The organism is Candidatus Zixiibacteriota bacterium (genome assembly GCA_020853795.1).
Classification (GTDB): domain Bacteria; phylum Zixibacteria; class MSB-5A5; order CAIYYT01; family CAIYYT01; genus JADJGC01.
The window spans coordinates 1-18,358 of sequence record JADYYF010000007.1; the positions used below are offsets into that span (position 1 = coordinate 1).

Here is an 18,358-nt window from a genome sequence, read left to right on the forward strand (position 1 = left end):
CGTGGTTATCGAAGTTGAGGGCAACGAAGCAACCCTGGAGGAATTCCGCCGGCGTTTGCAGACAGAGCTTCCGCCGCGCGCCTTTCTGAACAGCGTCGAGGCTTGTTATCTCGATGCTGTGGGTTACCGCGACTTCCAGATTCTCCACAGCGACGACGGCGGCCCCAAGTCCGCGCTCGTTCTCCCCGATCTGGCGACCTGCCCCGATTGTTTACGGGACGTGATGACTCCGACCGACCGCCGCTATCGCTACCCATTCACGAATTGCACCAATTGCGGTCCGCGCTATTCGATCATCGAGAGTCTGCCGTACGATCGCGCCAATACGACGATGAAGATCTTCCCGATGTGTGAACGCTGCCGCGCCGAATATGAAGACCCCACGAATCGCCGCTTCCACGCCCAGCCGAACGCCTGTCCCGACTGCGGCCCGCAATTGGCGCTGTGGACGCCCGCCGGCGCGGTCGTCGCGACGCGGGATGAGGCGCTCGAGGCCGCTGCGGATGCCCTGCGCGCCGGACAGATCGTCGCGGTCAAGGGGCTTGGCGGATTCCATTTGATGACAGACGCAACGTCAGGCGCTGCGGTCACCGAGTTGCGCCGCCGCAAACGGCGCGGCGACAAGCCGCTGGCCGTGATGTTCGGCGATCTGGCACATCTCGAACAGGAGTGCGAGCTGGAAGAACGTGAGCGCCGCTTGATCGCTGCGGTCGAATCGCCAATTGTGTTGGTCAGAAAGCGCATCCCGACGGCGATTGCCCCGGCGGTTGCGCCGCGCAACCCGTATCTCGGTGTCATGCTGCCGTACACGCCGCTGCACCATCTGCTCTTGCGCTCTGTCGACCGGCCGCTGGTGGCCACGAGCGGCAATCTCTCGGAGGAGCCGATTTGTATCGATGAACATGATGCGCGGGAGCGCCTGCGCGGCATTGCCGATCTGTTTCTGGTCCACAATCGTCCGATCAGGCGCCACGTTGATGATTCGATCGTCCGCGCCGTCGCCGGGCGGCCGCAGATTATGCGGCGTGCCCGCGGCTATGCGCCCCTGCCGGTGCGGGTCCAAGAGTCACTGCCGCCTCTGGCCGCCGTCGGTGGACATCTGAAAAACTGCGTTGCAATTGCCAACGACCACAATGTCTTCCTGAGTCAACATGTCGGCGATCTCGAGACGGTGCAATCATACCGCGCCTTTGTGTCGGTGCTGAGCGACTTGTCCAAGTTGTACGAGCATACACCGATCGCGCTGGCTGCCGACTTGCACCCGGACTATCTTTCGACACAGTTTGCGGCGAAATCGGGATTGGCGACGGTGCCGGTGCAGCATCATTACGCTCATGCACTCGCGTGCATGGCAGAGAACGAGGTCGAGCCGCCGGTACTGGCGGTCTCCTGGGACGGCACCGGTTACGGCGTGGATGGCACCGTCTGGGGCGGAGAGTTTTTGCTCATTGACGACGCGGGTTTCACCCGTTCGGCGTGGCTGCGACCGTTTCAACTTCCGGGCGGGGAGGCAGCGGTGCGCGAACCGCGCCGCTCGGCCGCCGGGATGCTGGATGCGACGTTTAACGGCTCCGGTTGGGAGCAATATCTCGCCGCCGACTGCTTCACTGAGGCGGAGATGCGCGCGATCGACCAGATGTTGCGCTCTGGACTAAACTCGCCCCAGACCACCAGCGCAGGGCGGCTCTTCGACGGGGTGGCTTTTCTGCTTAGCCTGGTGCAGAGCAACTGTTATGAGGGTGAGGGGGGAATGCAGTTGGAATTCGCGATCGGCGTCCTTCGGTCTGACGAGAGGTATGAATTCACAGTCGATGAGCACGAAACTGGACGTGAGATCGACTGGCGGCCGATGCTTAGGGCACTGCTGGTTGATCGTGACAAGGGCGTTGCGGCCGCAACCATCGCCGCTCGTTTTCACAACACGCTGGTCGAGATGATCGTGACGACCGCAAGGACTGTCGGCTGCGATCGCGTGGCTCTGACTGGCGGATGTTTCCAAAATACGTATCTTGCGGAGCGGGCGATTCGGCGGCTGGAGGAATCCGGTTTTGCGGTGTATCGCCACCAGCGGGTACCGCCAAATGACGGCGGGATTGCGTTGGGGCAAATCATTGCCGCCGCCCGCGCTCTGCGGAAGGAAATGTAGGATGTGTCTCGCCGTTCCGGGAAAGATCATCGCCGTTGACCCGACCGAGTCGCTAATGCGGCCCGGCAAGGTGGACTTCGGCGGCGTCGTCAAAGACGTCAATCTTTGCTATGTCCCCGAGGCCAAGGTCGGCGACTATGTCATCGTCCATGTCGGCTTTGCTCTCAATGTGATTGATGACGCCGAAGCCGCCCGTGTCTTCGAGTACCTGCGCGAGATCGGCGAGATCGAGAAGGACCAGGCGGAATCAGCGTGAAGTATATAGATGAATACCGCGATGCCGCCGCCGCGCGCGCGTTGGCCGAAGAAATCCGGCGCATCACGAAGCGGTCGTGGACGATCATGGAAATCTGCGGTGGTCAGACCCACGCCATCGTCAAATTCGGACTCGACCAACTGTTGCCGCCCGAGATCACGCTGGTGCACGGGCCGGGTTGTCCGGTCTGCGTGACGCCGGTGGAGACGCTGGATGCGGCGTGCACGATTGCCGCCCGGCCGGAAGTGATATTCTGCTCATTCGGCGATATGCTCCGCGTACCCGGCAGCGCGGTCGACCTGCTGCGCGTCAAGGCGCAGAGCGGTGACGTGCGCATCGTCTACTCGCCGACCGACGCCGTCGCTATCGCCCGCGCCAATCCGGACCGCCAGGTAGTCTTCTTTGGCGTCGGTTTTGAAACCACCGCGCCGGCGAATGCTATGGCCGTATATGCCGCCGCGCAGGAACGGCTTGACAATTTCTCCATTCTTGTCTCGCAGGTTACTGTGCCGCCCGCGATGATCGCGATCCTGAGTGCGCCGCACAATCGCGTGCAGGGTTTTCTCGCGGCGGGCCACGTTTGCACCGTGATGGGCTTCTGGGAGTACGAGCCGATCGCCCGCCGGTTTCGCGTCCCGATTGTTGTCACCGGTTTCGAGCCGATTGACCTACTGGAAGGCATTCTGATGTGTGTACGCCAGCTTGAAGCCGGCCGCAGTGACGTCGAGAACCAGTATGCCCGCGCGGTCAGCCAGGGGGGAAACCAGCCGGCCCAACAGCTACTGCGCGAGGTCTTTGAGATTGCCGACCGCAACTGGCGCGGCATCGGCGTGATTCCGCGCAGCGGACTGCGCTTGCGTGAGAAATACAGAAGCTATGATGCGGAACAGCGTTTTGCGATTGCAACCGCAGCGGTTGCCCGCGAAACGGAATGTATCAGCGGCTTGGTCCTGCAGGGCATCAAGAAGCCGCACGAATGCCCGGCGTTCGGTACGCGCTGTACACCGGAACAACCGCTGGGCGCAACCATGGTTTCCAGCGAGGGCGCATGCGCTGCCTACTTCCGCTATCGCGGCCGCATCGCGAGCAAATGAGAAAAATATGACCGATCCAGAGTTCCATCTGAATTGTCCGCTCCCGCTGGCCAACCATGAGCAGGTGCTGCTGGCCCATGGCGGCGGCGGCCGTCTGATGCAGCAGTTGCTCGAACAGGTGATCACGCCGGCGATCGACAATGCGACGCTGCAGTCGCGCCACGATTCGGCGGTAATCGAGGTCGGCGGGCAGCGCTTCGCCTTCACGACCGATTCGTTTGTGGTGCGACCGCTCGTCTTCAACGGCGGCGATATCGGCAAGTTAGCCGTCTGCGGCACGGTCAACGACCTGGCCATGGCGGGTGCGCGACCGTTGTTTCTGAGCCTGGGGCTAATCATCGAGGAAGGCTTCGCGATGGAAAGACTCCAAGGCATCATGCGGTCGATTGGTAGTACCGCGACGGCCGCCGGTGTGATCATCGTCACCGGCGACACCAAGGTCGTCGAGCGCGGCAAGGGCGACGGCCTCTACATCAACACCGCCGGCATCGGCATCATCGAGTATCAGCAGCAGATCGCGCCCGCTTCTATTCGCGCCGGCGACGCAATCATTCTTTCGGGTGACATTGGACGTCACGGTATCGCGATCATGACTCAGCGCGAGAACCTGCAGTTCGAGACGGCGATCGCCAGCGACTGCGCGCCGTTGCACCGTGAAGTTGCCGCTTTGCTGAATGCCGGTATCGAGATCCATTGTTTGCGCGATCTTACCCGCGGCGGTCTGGCCAGCGCACTGGTGGAGCTGGCGCAGACAGCACAGCTTGGCATCCAGATCGATGAGCACGCCATCGCAGTGACGCCGCCGGTGCGAGCCGCTTGCGAAATCCTCGGACTTGATCCGCTGCACGTGGCCAACGAAGGCCGCTTTATCGCGATCGTACCGCAGGCGCACGCAGCCGCCGCGCTGGAACGGCTGGCGACTTTCGGTACCGACTACGCACCCGCATTGATCGGGCAAGTCACGACCGCTGATCCCGGTCTCGTTACCATGACCAGCCTGATCGGCGCGACCCGGATTGTGGACATGCTTTCCGGCGAGCAGCTGCCGCGCATCTGCTGAACTGCAGTCCCGCTAATTCAATCCGATCACAGCGCTAACCGAAAATTAATGTCGACTGCAAATCATACCTTTTGTTTTGGCGACGTAAATCTGTTAAGATCGAACCTGAAGGCGTAGAAAGAAAATCCATGGCCAAAGACAGTATCCTCGTGATCGAAGACGAGGCCGATATTCTCGAACTGATCAGCTACAACCTCGGCAAAGAAGGTTACCGCGTTTCCGGCGCCGCTTCCGGTGAAGCCGGACTTAAGTCCGCACGCGCGAATCTGCCCGGCCTGATCGTGCTGGATCTCATGCTACCCGGTCTTGATGGTCTGGAAGTCTGCAAACTGCTCAAGGCCGATTCCAAGACGCAGCACATCCCGATCATCATGCTCACCGCCAAGGGCGAGGAAAGCGACGTGATCACCGGACTCGAGGTTGGCGCCGACGACTATCTCACCAAGCCGTTTAGTCCGAAGATCCTGATTGCCCGCGTCCGCGCGTTACTGCGGCGCAAGGCGCGGGCGGCCGACAAGTCGACGGCCACAGTCCAGGCGCACGATATCATCATCCATCCCGGCCGTCACGAGGTGTTGGTTGCCGGCCAAGCGGTCGACCTCACCTTCACCGAATTCCAGATTCTGCAGTTGTTGGCGCGTCATCCCGGCTGGGTGTTCTCGCGCTACCAGATCGTCAACGAGATTCGCGGCGATGAAACCATTGTCACCGATCGGTCGGTCGACGTACAAATAGTGGGTCTGCGGAAGAAACTCGGGGAGGCAGGCCAGTACATTGAGACGGTTCGAGGCGTGGGTTACAAATTTCGGGAGTAGCGGTGCGCCGTAAGCGGCTGCTCTGGCAGATTTATCCAGCATTTCTTCTCCTCACAGCGGTCAGTCTGATTGCGGTCAGTTGGTACGCCCACCGCGCCTTGGGCAAATATTACGAGCAGCGCGCGGCTTACGACCTTCACGCGCACGCGCAGTTGCTGACGATCATTCTCGCGCCACGTCTCGTTGCGCAAGACTACGCCGGTGCCGATTCGCTCTGCAAGACGATTGCACTGGATTCCGCCATGGTCGTCACTGCGATCCTGCCCAATGGCGAAGTCATTGCTGATTCGCGCGACACTCCCCGCAGCATCGACAATCAATCGAGTCGACCCGAGATTGTGACCGCGTTGTCCGGGCAGCCAGGGGTGTCCGAGCGCTATAATGCGCGCTTCGCTGAAGAAATGAATTTCGTCGCGCTGCCGGTGCTCGCGGGCCATCAGATTGTCGCGGTGGTCCGTGTCGGGATTTCCCAATCGGCAGTCAAGGATGCGCTGACCGCCATCTACCTTCGCCTGGGGATCGGCGCGCTGATTGTCGCGGCCCTCGCCGCCCTGTTCAGCCTGCTCGTGGCGCGCCGAATCAGCCGCCCGTTGCAGGACATCAAGGCCGCAGCCGAACGTATCGCGCAAGGAGACCTCGACAACCGCCTGCCCGAATCGGAGTTCGAGGAAATGGCAGGAGTTTCCGAGTCAATGAATCTCATGGCGGGGCAACTGGACGAGCGTTTCCGGAGCGCGCAGCGCCAGCGGATTGAACAGCAGGCGATTGTTTCGAGCATGATTGAGGGCGTGATCGCGATCGACGCCGACCAGCGGGTGATGAGTCTTAACGCCGCGGCCGCAAACTTGCTCGGTCTGAAGGCTGACGATGCCATCGGCCGCACCATCCTCGAGCTCACCCGCAACAACGATCTGCAGCGGCTGGTTGCCAAAACCTTCACGGTCGGCGAACCGGTCGAGGGCGACATCGCTATCGGCGACATTGCCGGCAACGGCCGCTATCTCCAGGCGCACGGCACGCTGCTGCGCGATCCCGGCGGCGAGAATCTCGGCGCGTTGGTCGTACTCAATGATGTCACCCGGCTGCGCAAGCTGGAGAGCGTCCGTCGCGACTTTGTCGCCAATGTCTCGCACGAACTGAAAACCCCGATCACTTCGATCAAAGGTTTCGTCGAGACCCTGATTGACAACGAGTCCATGAGCACCGAGGAACGCCGCCGCTTTCTCGATATCATCGCGCGCCAGTCCAATCGTCTCCACGCCATCATCGAAGACCTGCTGCGACTTTCGCGCATCGAACAAGAATCGGAACGCGGCGAGATTCCGCTCGAACTCGGTAACATCGGCGAAGTCATCAAGGCTGCCATTGCCGCCTGTGAACCGCAGGCACGCACCAAAGGTGTCAGTATTCGTGCCAATGAAACCGCCACGCTGCGGGCGCGGATCAACCCGCCGCTGCTGGAACAGGCGCTGGTCAACCTGATCGACAATGCCATCAAGTACAGTGATCCCGGCACCGAGGTTGCGGTCACCGGCGCCGTCAACGATCGTCTTGTTACCATCGCGGTGCGTGATCAGGGAAGCGGCATCGCTAAGGAACATCTGCCCCGGCTGTTCGAGCGCTTCTACCGCGTCGATCGCGCCCGCAGCCGCGAACAAGGTGGAACCGGCCTCGGACTCGCCATCGTCAAACACATTGTCCTCGCCCACGGCGGTAATGTAACCGTCCAGAGCGAACTCGGACAAGGTAGTACATTTACGATCAGTCTCAGCCGCAATTGATTGTGGCCCGCCGGCCGTCCTAACACAATCCTAACAATTAACTAACACGATCATCCTATTCGTCCGGTTGCTTGATGAGACAGGTCGGACTTTGTACCGACCGGGATGCGGGCCTGCCACCCAATTGCTGGAGGAGAGCTGAATGAGAAGACTGATTGTCGCCGCCCTGGCCGCCGCCACTGTCGCCGTTCCGGCGCTGGCCGGCAATATCACCATCAAAGGTTCCGACACGATGGTGCGTCTTGGCCAGAGATTGGCGGAAGAATACATGAAGAAGTTCCCCAAGAGTGTAATCCAGGTTTCCGGCGGCGGCTCGGGGACCGGGATCGCGGCGCTGCTCAACAATTCGACCGATATCTGCATGGCCTCGCGCGACATGAAACCGGCCGAGTACAGCCTTGCCAAGAGCAAGGGGATCGATGTCAAACGCTACTCCATCTGTCTGGACGGCATCGCCATCTTCCTGCACAACAGCAATCCGGTCAATGAATTGACGCTGGCGCAGCTCAAAGCCGTCTACACCGGCGAGGTCACCAATTGGAAGAATCTCGGCGGCAAGGATGCCCCCATTGTCTTGTACGGCCGCGAAAACAACTCCGGCACCTACGTCTATTTCCGCGAGCATGTCCTCAAGGATGAAGACTACTCGGAGCGATGTCAGACTTTGCCGGGCACGGCATCCGTCGTGAATGCCATCACCAAGGATCCTAACGGTATCGGCTACGGCGGTATCGCCTGGGCGACCACGGTCAAGCATGCCGGCGTCAAGATCAATGATACCACGGCAGCGGTTCAGCCGGAGAGTGAAGCGGTTTCCAACGGCTCCTATCCGATCTCGCGGGAACTCTACTTCTTCACGCGCGGCGTTCCCACCGGCGAAACGAAGGACTTCATCAATTGGGCACTCTCGCCGGAGGGCCAGAAGGTGGCCGAACTGGTCGACTACATCCCGCTCCACGCCGAAGCGGCGGCCGCGAACATGATTAAGTAGACCGGGGACGGACGAAAGCAGCCGCGGATGGATCTGAAGTACAATTTCAAACCAAAGTCGAAGTGGCGGGAAAAGCTCGGCGAGAAATTCATCGCCGTTAATGCCTTCGCGGCGCTCATCGGCATCGCGCTGATCTTCATCTTCATCTTCAAGGAATCGATTCCGATTTTTACCGATGCGACGGTGCACGAGGAAGTCACCATCGAAAAGATGATCAAGCCGCAAGTCTGGAAGGAAGGGCAGGAGGCCCGGTACTCGTGGCAGCCCAACTCGACGGTACCGAAGTATTCGCTGGTGCCGCTGTTTGTCGGCACGTTGAAGGCAGCTTTGATCGCAATGCTGTTTGCCGTGCCACTGGGTGTCGGCGCGGCGATCTATTCGTCGGAGTTCGCTTCCAAGCGTCTGCGTGAAGTCATCAAACCGGTGATCGAGTTGTTGGCGGGAATCCCCTCGGTCGTGCTGGGTTTCTTCGCGTTGATCGTGCTGGCCACGATCCTGCAAGATTCGTTTGGGCTGACATACCGGCTCAATGCGCTGAACGCCGGTATCGCTCTCGGGCTGGCTATCGTCCCAATCATCTTCACCGTAGCGGAAGACGCGATGAATTCGGTGCCCGGCAGCCTGCGTGATGCCGCCCGCGCGCTCGGCGCCAATCCGTGGCAGGTCTCCTTTACGATGGTGTTACCTGCCGCTATGCCCGGCATTGCCGCCGGCATCGTGCTCGGTTTCGGCCGCGCAATCGGCGAGACGATGATCGTACTCATGGCTTCCGGCAACGCCGCAATTCTTTCCGGCAGTTTCACCGAGTCAATCCGCACACTGTCGGCGACGATTGCCGCCGAACTGGCCGAAGTCGTCTTCGGCAGTCCGCACTACAACGTGCTCTTTCTGATCGGCACATTATTGTTCGTCTTCACATTCCTTGTAAATCTGGGCGGTGACATCGTGCTGAACCGCCTCAAGGCCCGCTTCCAGGGACGGACGCGATGAGTCAAACCGCGTTGCCGCAACCATCGGCCGGGCAGTTCTCCTCGCCGCTCCACTTTGCGCCGAAAACCCGCGGCTATATCCCGCGCGGCCTGACCTTTCTGGCGACACTGATCATCGTCATCATGCTGGCCATCATTCTCGGCAATATCGCCATCGGTGGCTTGGGCACGATCTCGTGGGAGTTTCTTTCCAGTCCGCCGGAACAGGGTCTGGAAGCCGGCGGTATTCTGCCGGCCATCATCGGCACCGTCTTTCTCGTGATCCTGATGGTGATCATGGGCGTGCCGGTCGGCGTGCTGACGGCGATCTATTTGCAGGAGTACACGAGTCCCGACTCGAAGATCACCCGCATCATTCGCATCGGGATCAACAATCTTGCAGGTGTGCCGTCGATCGTGTTCGGGCTGTTCGGTCTGGGCTTCTTTATCGGCTTCATCGGGAACGGCATCGACTCGTGGATTTTGCAGTCCGAGCAGCCTGTCTGGGGCCAGCCGGCGATCATCTGGGCAGCGCTGACGCTGGCCTTGCTGACGTTGCCGGTCGTGATTATCTCGACGGAAGAAGCGCTCAAGGCGATACCGCGCGACCTGAAGGATGCCAGCTACGCGCTCGGCGCCACCAAGCTGCAGACGATCGCCCGCGTCATCCTGCCGCAGGCGCTGCCGGGCATTTTCACGGGTGCGATTCTGGCCGTCAGCCGCGGCGCCGGGGAAGTCGCGCCGATCATGTTCACGGGCGCGGCCTATTACTTGCCGTATCTGCCCAACGACCTGACCGATCAATTTATGGAATTGGGATATCACGTTTACGTCATGGCGACGCAATCGCCAGACGTCGAAAAGACGCTGCCGATTCTCTACGGCACAGTTTTGGTGTTGCTTCTGCTGACCTTTCTCCTAAATTTGGTCGCCGTTTTGATCCGTTCCCGGATCCGATCGAGGCGCATCAGTGCATAGCTTGAATCTCAATCCGCGGCCTGAGGAGTTGAATACCGTGCTGCCTCCGGAGAAGCAAGATGCCGCCCGCGTCAAGATGGAAGTCCGCAATCTTGACTTCTACTATGGCGCGCACCAGGCGCTCAAGAACGTCGAAATCGACATTGAAGAACACCGCGTGACCGCCTTTATCGGTCCGTCCGGCTGCGGCAAATCGACTTTCCTGCGCACGCTCAACCGCATGAACGAGACGATCCCCGGGACCCGCATGAGCGGATCGGTCAAACTTGACGGTGTCGACATCTACCGCGACATTCGCGATGTCTCGCAGGTGCGCACCCGCGTTGGCATGGTCTTCCAGAAATCCAACCCGTTCCCGAAGTCGATTTTCGAAAACGTCGCTTATGGTCTGCGCGTCAACGGAATCAAGGACAATAAGGTCATTACTCAGGCAGTAGAGGAAACCCTGAAGGCGGCGTTCCTGTGGGACGAAGTGAAAGACAAACTGGATCACAGCGCTTACCTGCTCTCCGGCGGCCAGCAGCAGCGTCTCTGCATTGCGCGCGCGCTGGCGGTTCGGCCCGAGGTACTCCTGATGGACGAACCGGCCTCTGCCCTCGACCCGATCTCGACTTCGAAGATCGAAGACCTGATCGGCGAACTGAAGCGCCACTATACGATTGTGATCGTCACCCACAACATGCAGCAGGCGGCCCGTATTTCCGATGAAACGGCGTTCTTCTATGAGGGCACGCTCGTCGAGTACGGCGAAACCAAGATGATCTTCACTAAACCCGGAAAGAAACAAACCGAAGACTATATCACCGGCCGTTTCGGCTGATCGAGTAGAGACCGAACTCATGACAGAACACTTGCGCCGCGAAGTCGACCGCCTCAAACGCAAACTGCTTGCCCTCAGCGCCTACGTGGAGGAATCCGTCCAGCGCGCCGTCCGCTCGGTTTCCGACCGCGACGAAAAACTGGCCCAGCGCGTGATCGACACCGACCAGGAAATCGACGACATGGAGGTCGAAGTCGAAGAGGACTGCCTCAAGACCCTGGCGCTTTACCAGCCGGTGGCGATCGACCTGCGTTTGATCATCGCCGTCCTCAAGATCAACAACGATCTCGAACGTATCGGCGATCTGGCGTCCAATATCGCCGAACGCGCGATCTCGCTGGCCCACAAGCCGCGCATCGAATCGCCTTACGACTACGCCACCATGGCCGACAAGGTGCAGAAGATGCTGCAGAAGGCGCTTGACGCTTTGGTTAATGCCGACTCGGCGCTCGCCCGTGAAGTCCTCGCCGGCGACGACGAGATCGACGAGATCAACCGCCTGATGTATGTCAAGATCAACCAGCGCATCCAGGAGAAGCCGGAGGATTCCGATACGCTGATCCAGATGCTCGCGATCTCCCGCAACCTCGAGCGTATTGCCGATCACACCAGCAACATCGCCGAGGATGTCATTTACATGACCGAAGGCGCCATCGTCCGCCACGGCGGCCGCCAGTATTAGGCCGGCCGCGCCAGTATTGTCGATCCATTCAGTTGCCGCATCTTCCGGCTTGTTCCCGTGCCGGTCATGATGTATGTTCCCGCCCAGGCGTAGAACACTTTTTCGGGGAGGGAACCTGTATGCCGTCCACCGGTTGGCTGGCGAAGCTGAAACGGATTCGACTGCTTCCGCCACGCGATGTCGAATTTTTCGGGCTCATGGAGCATATTGCCGATACCGCAGCCGAGACCAGCTATTGGCTGACCGAGCTGTTTAACTCCGACGCCCGCCGGGGTCCGGAACTGGCGACCACGATCGAAAATTGCCTGACACGCACGACGCAAATCGAGAAATCGATCGAGGATTTGCTCGGCCGGTCCCAGCAGCCGCCATTCGGCCGTATCGAGATCAGCCAATTCGCCAACGACGTCTTCCGCATCGTCAAATACATCAATCATTCGGCCAACCGCTACGTCGTCTACGACATCCCGTCCTCGGACAAGGAGATGCGCGAATTGGCGGCGATCATCCGTGAGGCATGCGAGCAGATCGTTGAGGCCGTCCGCTGCCTGCGCCGCGACCGCCACGTCGAACCTTATGCCCGCGCCGTCGACCAGCTCGAAACCCGCGCCGATGAAATCTATCACGGGGGTCTGCGCCGGCGCTTCCAGGAGATTCGCGCCGACCGCGCCAACCTCGAGGCCCGGATCAAGGCCACGCCGACCACGGCCGAGGTCGAGACCGTGTTATCGCTGATCATGGCCAACACCGAGTACACCCGCCACGTCGCGGTATTCTTCATCCTGCGCCAGGTCTACGCCGAACTCGAACGCGCCATCGACGCCTGTACTGAGGCTACCAACACGCTGAAGAGCATGGTTGCCGACAATGTCTGATCAACTCCTGTTGATTCTGATCATTGCCGCGGCGCTCATGTACGACTTCGTTAACGGTTTCCACGACGCCGCCAACGCCATCGCCACTACCATTGCTACGCATGCCTTGTCGCCGCGGAACGCCATCATCATGGCCCGCACTCTCAATTTCGTCGGCGCGCTGTTGCATACCGGCGTCGCCTACACCGTCGGCAAGGGTGTCGTGAGCAGCGACCTGATCACGCTGCCGATGCTGCTGGCGGCGGTCGTCGGCGCGATCCTGTGGGGCTACACCACCTGGTACTTCGGCCTGCCCTCGTCGTCAACGCATGGCCTGATCGGCGGTTTGATCGGCGTAGCGCTGTTCGTCAGCAATTTCGACCTCTCGATTCTCGTTCTCCCCGGCATCAAACGCATTGCCTTTGCCATGGTCGTTTCGCCGATTGCCGGAATCCTGTTCGGGATGATCCTGATCACGATCTTCAGTTGGAGTTCGTGGCGTTTCAAGTACCGCAAGTCGGCCCATTTCTTCAAGCGCCTGCAGGTAGTCTCCGCGGCGTACGTCTCGCTGACCCACGGCATGAACGACGCCCAGAACGCTATGGGCATCATGACCATCGCTCTGCTCTCCGCCGGCGCCATCAGCGAATTTCACGTACCGATGTGGGTGCGGCTGGCCTCGGCCTTCATGATCGGTCTCGGCACCTCGGTGGGCGGGTGGAAAATCATCAAGACCATGGGGAAGAAGATGACCAAGCTCCATGAACCGATTGACGGATGCGCCGCCGAAGCCGCGACAGGTACTGTGATCATGATCACGGCCCTCACCGGCACGCCGGTTTCGACCACCCACGTCGCCACGAGTTCCATTATGGGTACAGCTCTGGCGTACCGGTTCGGCAATCTCAACTATCGCGTGATCCTGAATATCCTCTTGGGGTGGGTCCTCACCTTTCCGGGCGCCGGACTTTTCGGGATCGGTGTCTATCTCCTGATGAAGCTCATCACCTGATCGCAAAGTTCGCCTTGCACATTTCGTCAGCGTTCGCGTACTTGAAGTATGATCGCTGAACTTGGATCAAAACCCAGAGATTGGTGGGTCGCGCTGCTGCTTGTCGTTGCCGGCTTTAGCTTCGCTTCGGCGCAAACGCGCCCGCTGCAATTCCTGGTCTACGGCGGTGTCGCTTACCCGGTCGCTGGAAAGAGCTTCTCTGATGGCTGGAATACCGGCATCAACCTGGGTCTGGGTGTTGCCGTTCCGGTCACCGACCGCATTGCCACCGTGGTCTCGGTCGAGGCAAGCAATATGCCGCTCGATGATGAACGCTATCTGCGTGCCAATCAGTTGCGCGCGGATGAAAACGTCGCCGAGGAGGGGTCGGCCACCGTCATCGCCGGCCATGTCGCTGCCAAGATCACCTTCAGCCGCTCGCGCACCGGCGAAGCGCCGTATGCGCTGCTGGGTGCGACCGTCGCCATGTTTTCGCGCGGGGATGTCTTGATTTCGGCGCAGGAGGGCAGTGAGACCAATTCTTACGTTGTGCAGGGTGAGTCAAAGGCGGCCTTCGGGCTCGGCGGCGGGCTGGGCTTTGACGTCAGCCTCAGCCACAAGAGCTTTCTCTTCTTCGAGGCGCGCTACACCGTGCTGTTCACCAGCGATCCAAGCGTGCACTTCGTCCCGCTCCGCCTCGGCATTGCGTTTCGCTGAGCGCAGCTACAACTGATTCCACGGGCAAAGAAGAAGGTCATGGCCGCTTCGACCATGACCTTCCGCTATTTACGGGCGGATCCGATGTGGTGCTACATACATCCCGCGCACGGCACCGGACCACCGCCGAAGATGAAGTTGATCAGATAGACGGCATCCGAAATCGTCACCAGATCATTGCAGTCAACATCGCCGGCCGATATCGGCTGCGGTGCCGGACCGCCTCCAAAGATGTAATTGACCACGAAGACGCCATCAGAGATGTTGACGATACCGCTCGCATCGACGTCGCCGCAGTTTAAAGAAGCGGCCACGAGGTTGAGCACATAGATGCACTCGAAATCGACGGATGCGGTCGGCTTGACCCGCCAATAGTAGGTCGTCGTGTCGGCGACCGGCAGCGGCGTTGGCACCTGATAGACAGGACCAGTTGCCACCGTTGAGTGCACGATGTTCGTGAACTGCAGATCGGACGCGATTTCGAGATTGTGCTGGCCAACGCTGCTCCACCGCAGAGTCGGCGGATTGGCGAGGCTGAATTGTCCCGGTCGCGGGTAAATCGGAGAGAAATCTTCGAGTGGAAGTCCGAAACGGCAGCCTGCGGCCGGCATGGCGACCGACCAGGCGAGCGAGTACCTGACCCCGTTCAATTCATACTCCAGTGAAAACGGTTCGCCCGCCTGAGCTTCCGGACGCGGCTTTGCATCGACATAGTACTGGCCGGCTTCGATCGCCCCAATCGTCAGCAGAGCGTCAGCGCGGTTGTTCAGGTTGGCGTTGCGTTCGTTGAACGTCGCCGCGGGCGCCGTATTGCGAACCTCATTCACGACGCGTCCGCTCGGCGAGGTGACCGTAACTGCCGCATTGTCGCGCGCATCGATCTTGCTCACGCGTTTCGCGTAGCCTGCCGGATTCAATTGACTCCCATAGAGGGTGACGATTTGGTCGTCAGCAGCGCGCCCGGCTGTCACCACCAGATCGACATCGCCATCGACATCGACGTCCGCGCAGGCGACATGCCGCGGCGCATAGGGGTCGGTCGAGATCCGCAACTCATTCGTGAAGGTTCCTCCGACATCCCCGAAGAGCACGACGACGAATCGTTGCGCCCCGTTTACGTAGACAATATCCAGTTCACCATCGCCGTTGACGTCGCCGACGCAGTTGCCGAAGATCTGGCCCTTGACGTCGCGGATCACCTGCTGAGTGAAGGAACCGTCTCCATTTCCGAAGTAGGCCATCATCTGGCTGCGGCTGCCGCCGACCGAGGGGGTCGAGATACACAGATCGAGCAGCCCGTCGTTGTTGAAGTCGCTTCCCTGGTTGGTGACTTCGATTTCCAGCGAACGATTCTCTTGCGGGTAGAAGAAGCTCGGGACGAAATTGCCGGTGCCGTCGGCCAGATAGACTCGCAGGCCGGAGGCGGTGCCGATGGCAAGATCATTGCGTCCATCCTGGTTGAAATCACCGGCGTTGATCGATGTAGCAGAATCCGGCGTGGAGATGTGCTGCCAGAAGGCAAAATCCCCTTGGCTGTTGCCTGTGTAAATCCAAACTCCATCGAACCAAGTCACGGCGTAGTCGAGGTGAGCATCGTTGCTCAACTCCACAAGAACACCGGAACGGGTCAAGTGGCCATCATTTCCAGCCAGCGATTCCTCAAAGGTATTATCACCGTTGCTCAGCAAGACTCGAGTTCGATAGATTGCCATCGCGCCGAACTGCATCATCGCGAGATCGGGCAACTCGTCGGTGTCAATGAGACCCATTACAAGGCCGTATTTGACCAATCCATCATCGACTGCCTGCAGTTCTGAGATCGAAGGTCCGAGAAGCACATCGTACAACACTTCGGTCGGGTTGTGAAATCCGGCCGCCCCAGATACAAAGATTTCGCAGTTTGCTTCGGAATCAAAATTCGCTATTCCGATGCCGGACGATGTTGCTGCATCTGTGATGCTGTTTGATGAAAACTCCAACAGATAGACCGCGCTCTCAACAACCTGAACCAGAGTTGCAGTCGTTTGACACTGCCCGGAAGTATCGCACGCTTCGAAAGAAGCACGCCAGATCCCAATATCTTCGAGAGTAGGCGTCCAGTGAAACCACGCCGGACTGCCTTCCGCGAACTCGGGCGATTCAGCCGGCAGTTGGCTGTCATTGTCGTAGTCAACAAACGAGACGAGGGATACCGCGACCGGACTAGCAGTGGCCGAGGTTGCCAAGACGCTGAAATTGACTGGCTGTCCAACCACTGCGGATATAGACACCGGCGCGTCTATAGCTGGCGGTGGATCTCCTTCCGTGATTTCGACAACCGCTCCCTGAAATTGCGGCCCAAATTCCGACCAAGGACTTAAGCAGACCAAAACAAAAGGATTCGTGGGCGGAAAGTAGGTGCTGTCGACAGCCATAGAACCCGCCGACAACCCGGTGAAGTACAGCTCGACGATCGCTCCAGTCCCAGCTGGCAGTGTGTTTTGCCCATTGAAACTACCGAAAGATGCGAGTATGTCAGGGGACACTCCAGGACTCGGTTCACAACTGCAGTAGAAGAAATCTCTGAGCGGCATAACACTGGGGTCGGTCATCCTCCCGACATACGCTACCGAGTCAAACTGCGCAAAGCCACCGTCGATGGAAGTCAAAAGGAACCCCAACGACCATCCTGCGACCGCCTCATCGTTGGCTATCGCCAACGCAATCGGCCGCGACTGCCCCACCACCAGTGGTCCGCCGCCAATGTAAACCGTGTCGGGAATTCCCGGATCGACTCCGGCAAAACTTGTGGCTACCGAAAGAGCAACCAGAATCGACGCGAGCAGCATCGACCTCGGAAATAGCCTCATGACAGCCTCTCCTTCCTCTTTGTCCGAGCATGGACCAAGTCGATCGAGCCTGCGATGAAATCGCCAACTCCGCCGTCCAACGCTCATGATTTTCCCTTTATGGACGTCAATGATATTTGCGTTACGCCATTTTATACTACCCGAGCTCCCGCTGACTGTCAAGCCCTAATTCATCGCCGCGAGAGGGTTGGCGTTGCGCGCAAACAACTTAGCCTGAATCGCGATGCCGCGCCAACTGTCACTTTCGCCTTGATTTCCTCGGAGCGATTGTTATCTTGCAGGTCTCTTTTTGCGGAGGTGACGGGATGCTGAATGCGCTGAAGATAATTTCGGGCACCGCCAACCTGCCCTTGGCGAAGAAGATTGCGCAGTACACCGGCGTACCATTGACCGAGTGTGACGTGCGCCGCTTCTCCGACGGCGAGGTGCGAGTGCAGATCAATCAGAATATTCGCGGCTCGGACTTGTTTATCGTCCAGCCGACGAATCCCCCGGCAGAAAACCTGCTGGAGCTTCTGATTATGATCGACGCCGCCCGGCGCGCTTCCGCCAAACGCATCACCGCCGTCGTGCCGTACTACGGTTACGCCCGGCAGGATCGTAAAGACCAGCCGCGCGTTTCGATTACGGCCAAGCTGGTGGCGAATCTGATCACGACGGCCGGCGCGGACCGGGTGATCACGATGGACTTGCATGCGGCGCAGTTGCAGGGATTCTTCGACATCCCGCACGACCACCTGTACGCCAGCAAGATCTTTCTCGATTACTTCCGCGCCAAGAACGTGCCGAACCTGGTGTCGGTCTCGGCGGATGTCGGGTCGATCAAGATGGCGCGCGCGTTCGCCAAGGAATTGCACTGTCCGCTGGCGATCATCGACAAGCGCCGGCTGGAGGCCAACGAAGCCGAGGTGATGAACATCATCGGTGATGTGAACGGCAAGAACGTGATCATCCGGGACGACATCGTCGACACCGCCGGCACGGTGGTGCTCGGCGCGCAGGCGCTGAAAGATCACGGCGCGCTCGACATCTACGTCTGCTGCACGCACGGCGTGCTGTCGGGTAATGCGATCGAGCGGATCGAGAAGTCGCCGATCACCGAACTGGTCGTGACCGATTCGATCAGCCACGACATGGCGCACCTGCCGCCGAAGTTCAAGGAGATTTCGACGGCCGACGTTTTCGGCGAGGCGATCCGCCGCATCTGGCACGAAGAGTCCGTTTCGAAGTTATTTGATTAATTGATAGAGGTAGAGTCATGCAAGAGATCAATCTGGAGGCCCGGAAGCGCGATGGTTCCGGCAAAAGCGTAACGCGCAAGATGCGCGCCGCCGGCGACGTGCCCGCCATTCTGTA

16 protein-coding genes are annotated in these 18,358 nt (G+C 59.6%); 15 read left to right on the forward strand and 1 reads right to left on the reverse strand.

The window, feature by feature from the left end; genetic code table 11:
• The 14 genes from hypF to IT585_00785 form a co-directional block, all read left to right on the forward strand.
• Positions 1 to 2,146 (forward strand): carbamoyltransferase HypF (hypF, locus tag IT585_00720; protein ID MCC6961752.1); only part of this gene is annotated, 2,146 nt, incomplete at its 5' end.
• A 1-nt stretch (position 2,147) separates the two neighbouring features.
• Entirely contained in the window at positions 2,148 to 2,402 is a 255-nt protein-coding gene (locus IT585_00725) for a HypC/HybG/HupF family hydrogenase formation chaperone (protein MCC6961753.1), read from the forward strand.
• Complete coding sequence (hypD, locus tag IT585_00730; protein ID MCC6961754.1) at positions 2,399 to 3,496, forward strand: hydrogenase formation protein HypD; 1,098 nt, start codon at positions 2,399 to 2,401, stop codon at positions 3,494 to 3,496. The genes IT585_00725 and hypD overlap by 4 nt, the downstream gene beginning before the upstream one ends.
• 7 nt (positions 3,497 to 3,503) lie before the next feature.
• Positions 3,504 to 4,556: a hydrogenase expression/formation protein HypE gene (gene hypE / locus IT585_00735; GenBank protein ID MCC6961755.1), complete on the forward strand. Its 1,053-nt coding sequence runs from the start codon at positions 3,504 to 3,506 to the stop codon at positions 4,554 to 4,556.
• A 128-nt stretch (positions 4,557 to 4,684) separates the two neighbouring features.
• A complete protein-coding gene (locus IT585_00740) occupies positions 4,685 to 5,371 on the forward strand; it encodes a response regulator transcription factor (GenBank protein ID MCC6961756.1) in 687 nt (228 codons plus the stop codon).
• A 2-nt stretch (positions 5,372 to 5,373) separates the two neighbouring features.
• Positions 5,374 to 7,152: a PAS domain-containing protein gene (locus tag IT585_00745; protein MCC6961757.1), complete on the forward strand. Its 1,779-nt coding sequence runs from the start codon at positions 5,374 to 5,376 to the stop codon at positions 7,150 to 7,152.
• Between the two features lie 142 nt (positions 7,153 to 7,294).
• Positions 7,295 to 8,143, forward strand: a complete 849-nt coding sequence (locus IT585_00750) for a phosphate ABC transporter substrate-binding protein (GenBank protein MCC6961758.1) — start codon at positions 7,295 to 7,297, stop codon at positions 8,141 to 8,143.
• 27 nt (positions 8,144 to 8,170) lie between these two features.
• Complete coding sequence (gene pstC, locus IT585_00755; protein ID MCC6961759.1) at positions 8,171 to 9,133, forward strand: phosphate ABC transporter permease subunit PstC; 963 nt, start codon at positions 8,171 to 8,173, stop codon at positions 9,131 to 9,133.
• Positions 9,130 to 10,089, forward strand: a complete 960-nt coding sequence (gene pstA, locus IT585_00760) for a phosphate ABC transporter permease PstA (GenBank protein MCC6961760.1) — start codon at positions 9,130 to 9,132, stop codon at positions 10,087 to 10,089. Before pstC ends, pstA begins: the two co-directional genes overlap by 4 nt.
• Before the next feature lie 76 nt (positions 10,090 to 10,165).
• A complete protein-coding gene (locus IT585_00765; protein MCC6961761.1) occupies positions 10,166 to 10,909 on the forward strand; it encodes a phosphate ABC transporter ATP-binding protein in 744 nt (247 codons plus the stop codon).
• Between the two features lie 19 nt (positions 10,910 to 10,928).
• Positions 10,929 to 11,591, forward strand: a complete 663-nt coding sequence (gene phoU, locus IT585_00770; protein ID MCC6961762.1) for a phosphate signaling complex protein PhoU — start codon at positions 10,929 to 10,931, stop codon at positions 11,589 to 11,591.
• 119 nt (positions 11,592 to 11,710) lie between these two features.
• Positions 11,711 to 12,466 carry a DUF47 family protein gene (locus IT585_00775; protein ID MCC6961763.1) on the forward strand — a complete coding sequence of 252 codons (756 nt, stop codon included), beginning with the start codon at positions 11,711 to 11,713 and terminating at the stop codon, positions 12,464 to 12,466.
• Positions 12,459 to 13,457 (forward strand): inorganic phosphate transporter, encoded by a 999-nt coding sequence (locus IT585_00780; protein ID MCC6961764.1) that lies wholly within the window; start codon positions 12,459 to 12,461, stop codon positions 13,455 to 13,457. The genes IT585_00775 and IT585_00780 overlap by 8 nt, the downstream gene beginning before the upstream one ends.
• Before the next feature lie 48 nt (positions 13,458 to 13,505).
• Positions 13,506 to 14,153, forward strand: a complete 648-nt coding sequence (locus IT585_00785; GenBank protein ID MCC6961765.1) for an outer membrane beta-barrel protein — start codon at positions 13,506 to 13,508, stop codon at positions 14,151 to 14,153.
• A gap of 92 nt (positions 14,154 to 14,245) precedes the next feature.
• On the opposite strand, the gene IT585_00790 is transcribed toward IT585_00785, so the two are convergent.
• Positions 14,246 to 17,002, reverse strand: a complete 2,757-nt coding sequence (locus IT585_00790) for a VCBS repeat-containing protein (GenBank protein MCC6961766.1) — start codon at positions 17,000 to 17,002, stop codon at positions 14,246 to 14,248.
• 305 nt (positions 17,003 to 17,307) lie between these two features.
• Between IT585_00790 and IT585_00795 the strand changes: the two genes are divergently transcribed.
• Positions 17,308 to 18,243: a ribose-phosphate pyrophosphokinase gene (locus IT585_00795; GenBank protein ID MCC6961767.1), complete on the forward strand. Its 936-nt coding sequence runs from the start codon at positions 17,308 to 17,310 to the stop codon at positions 18,241 to 18,243.
• Positions 18,244 to 18,358: the final 115 nt, after the last annotated feature.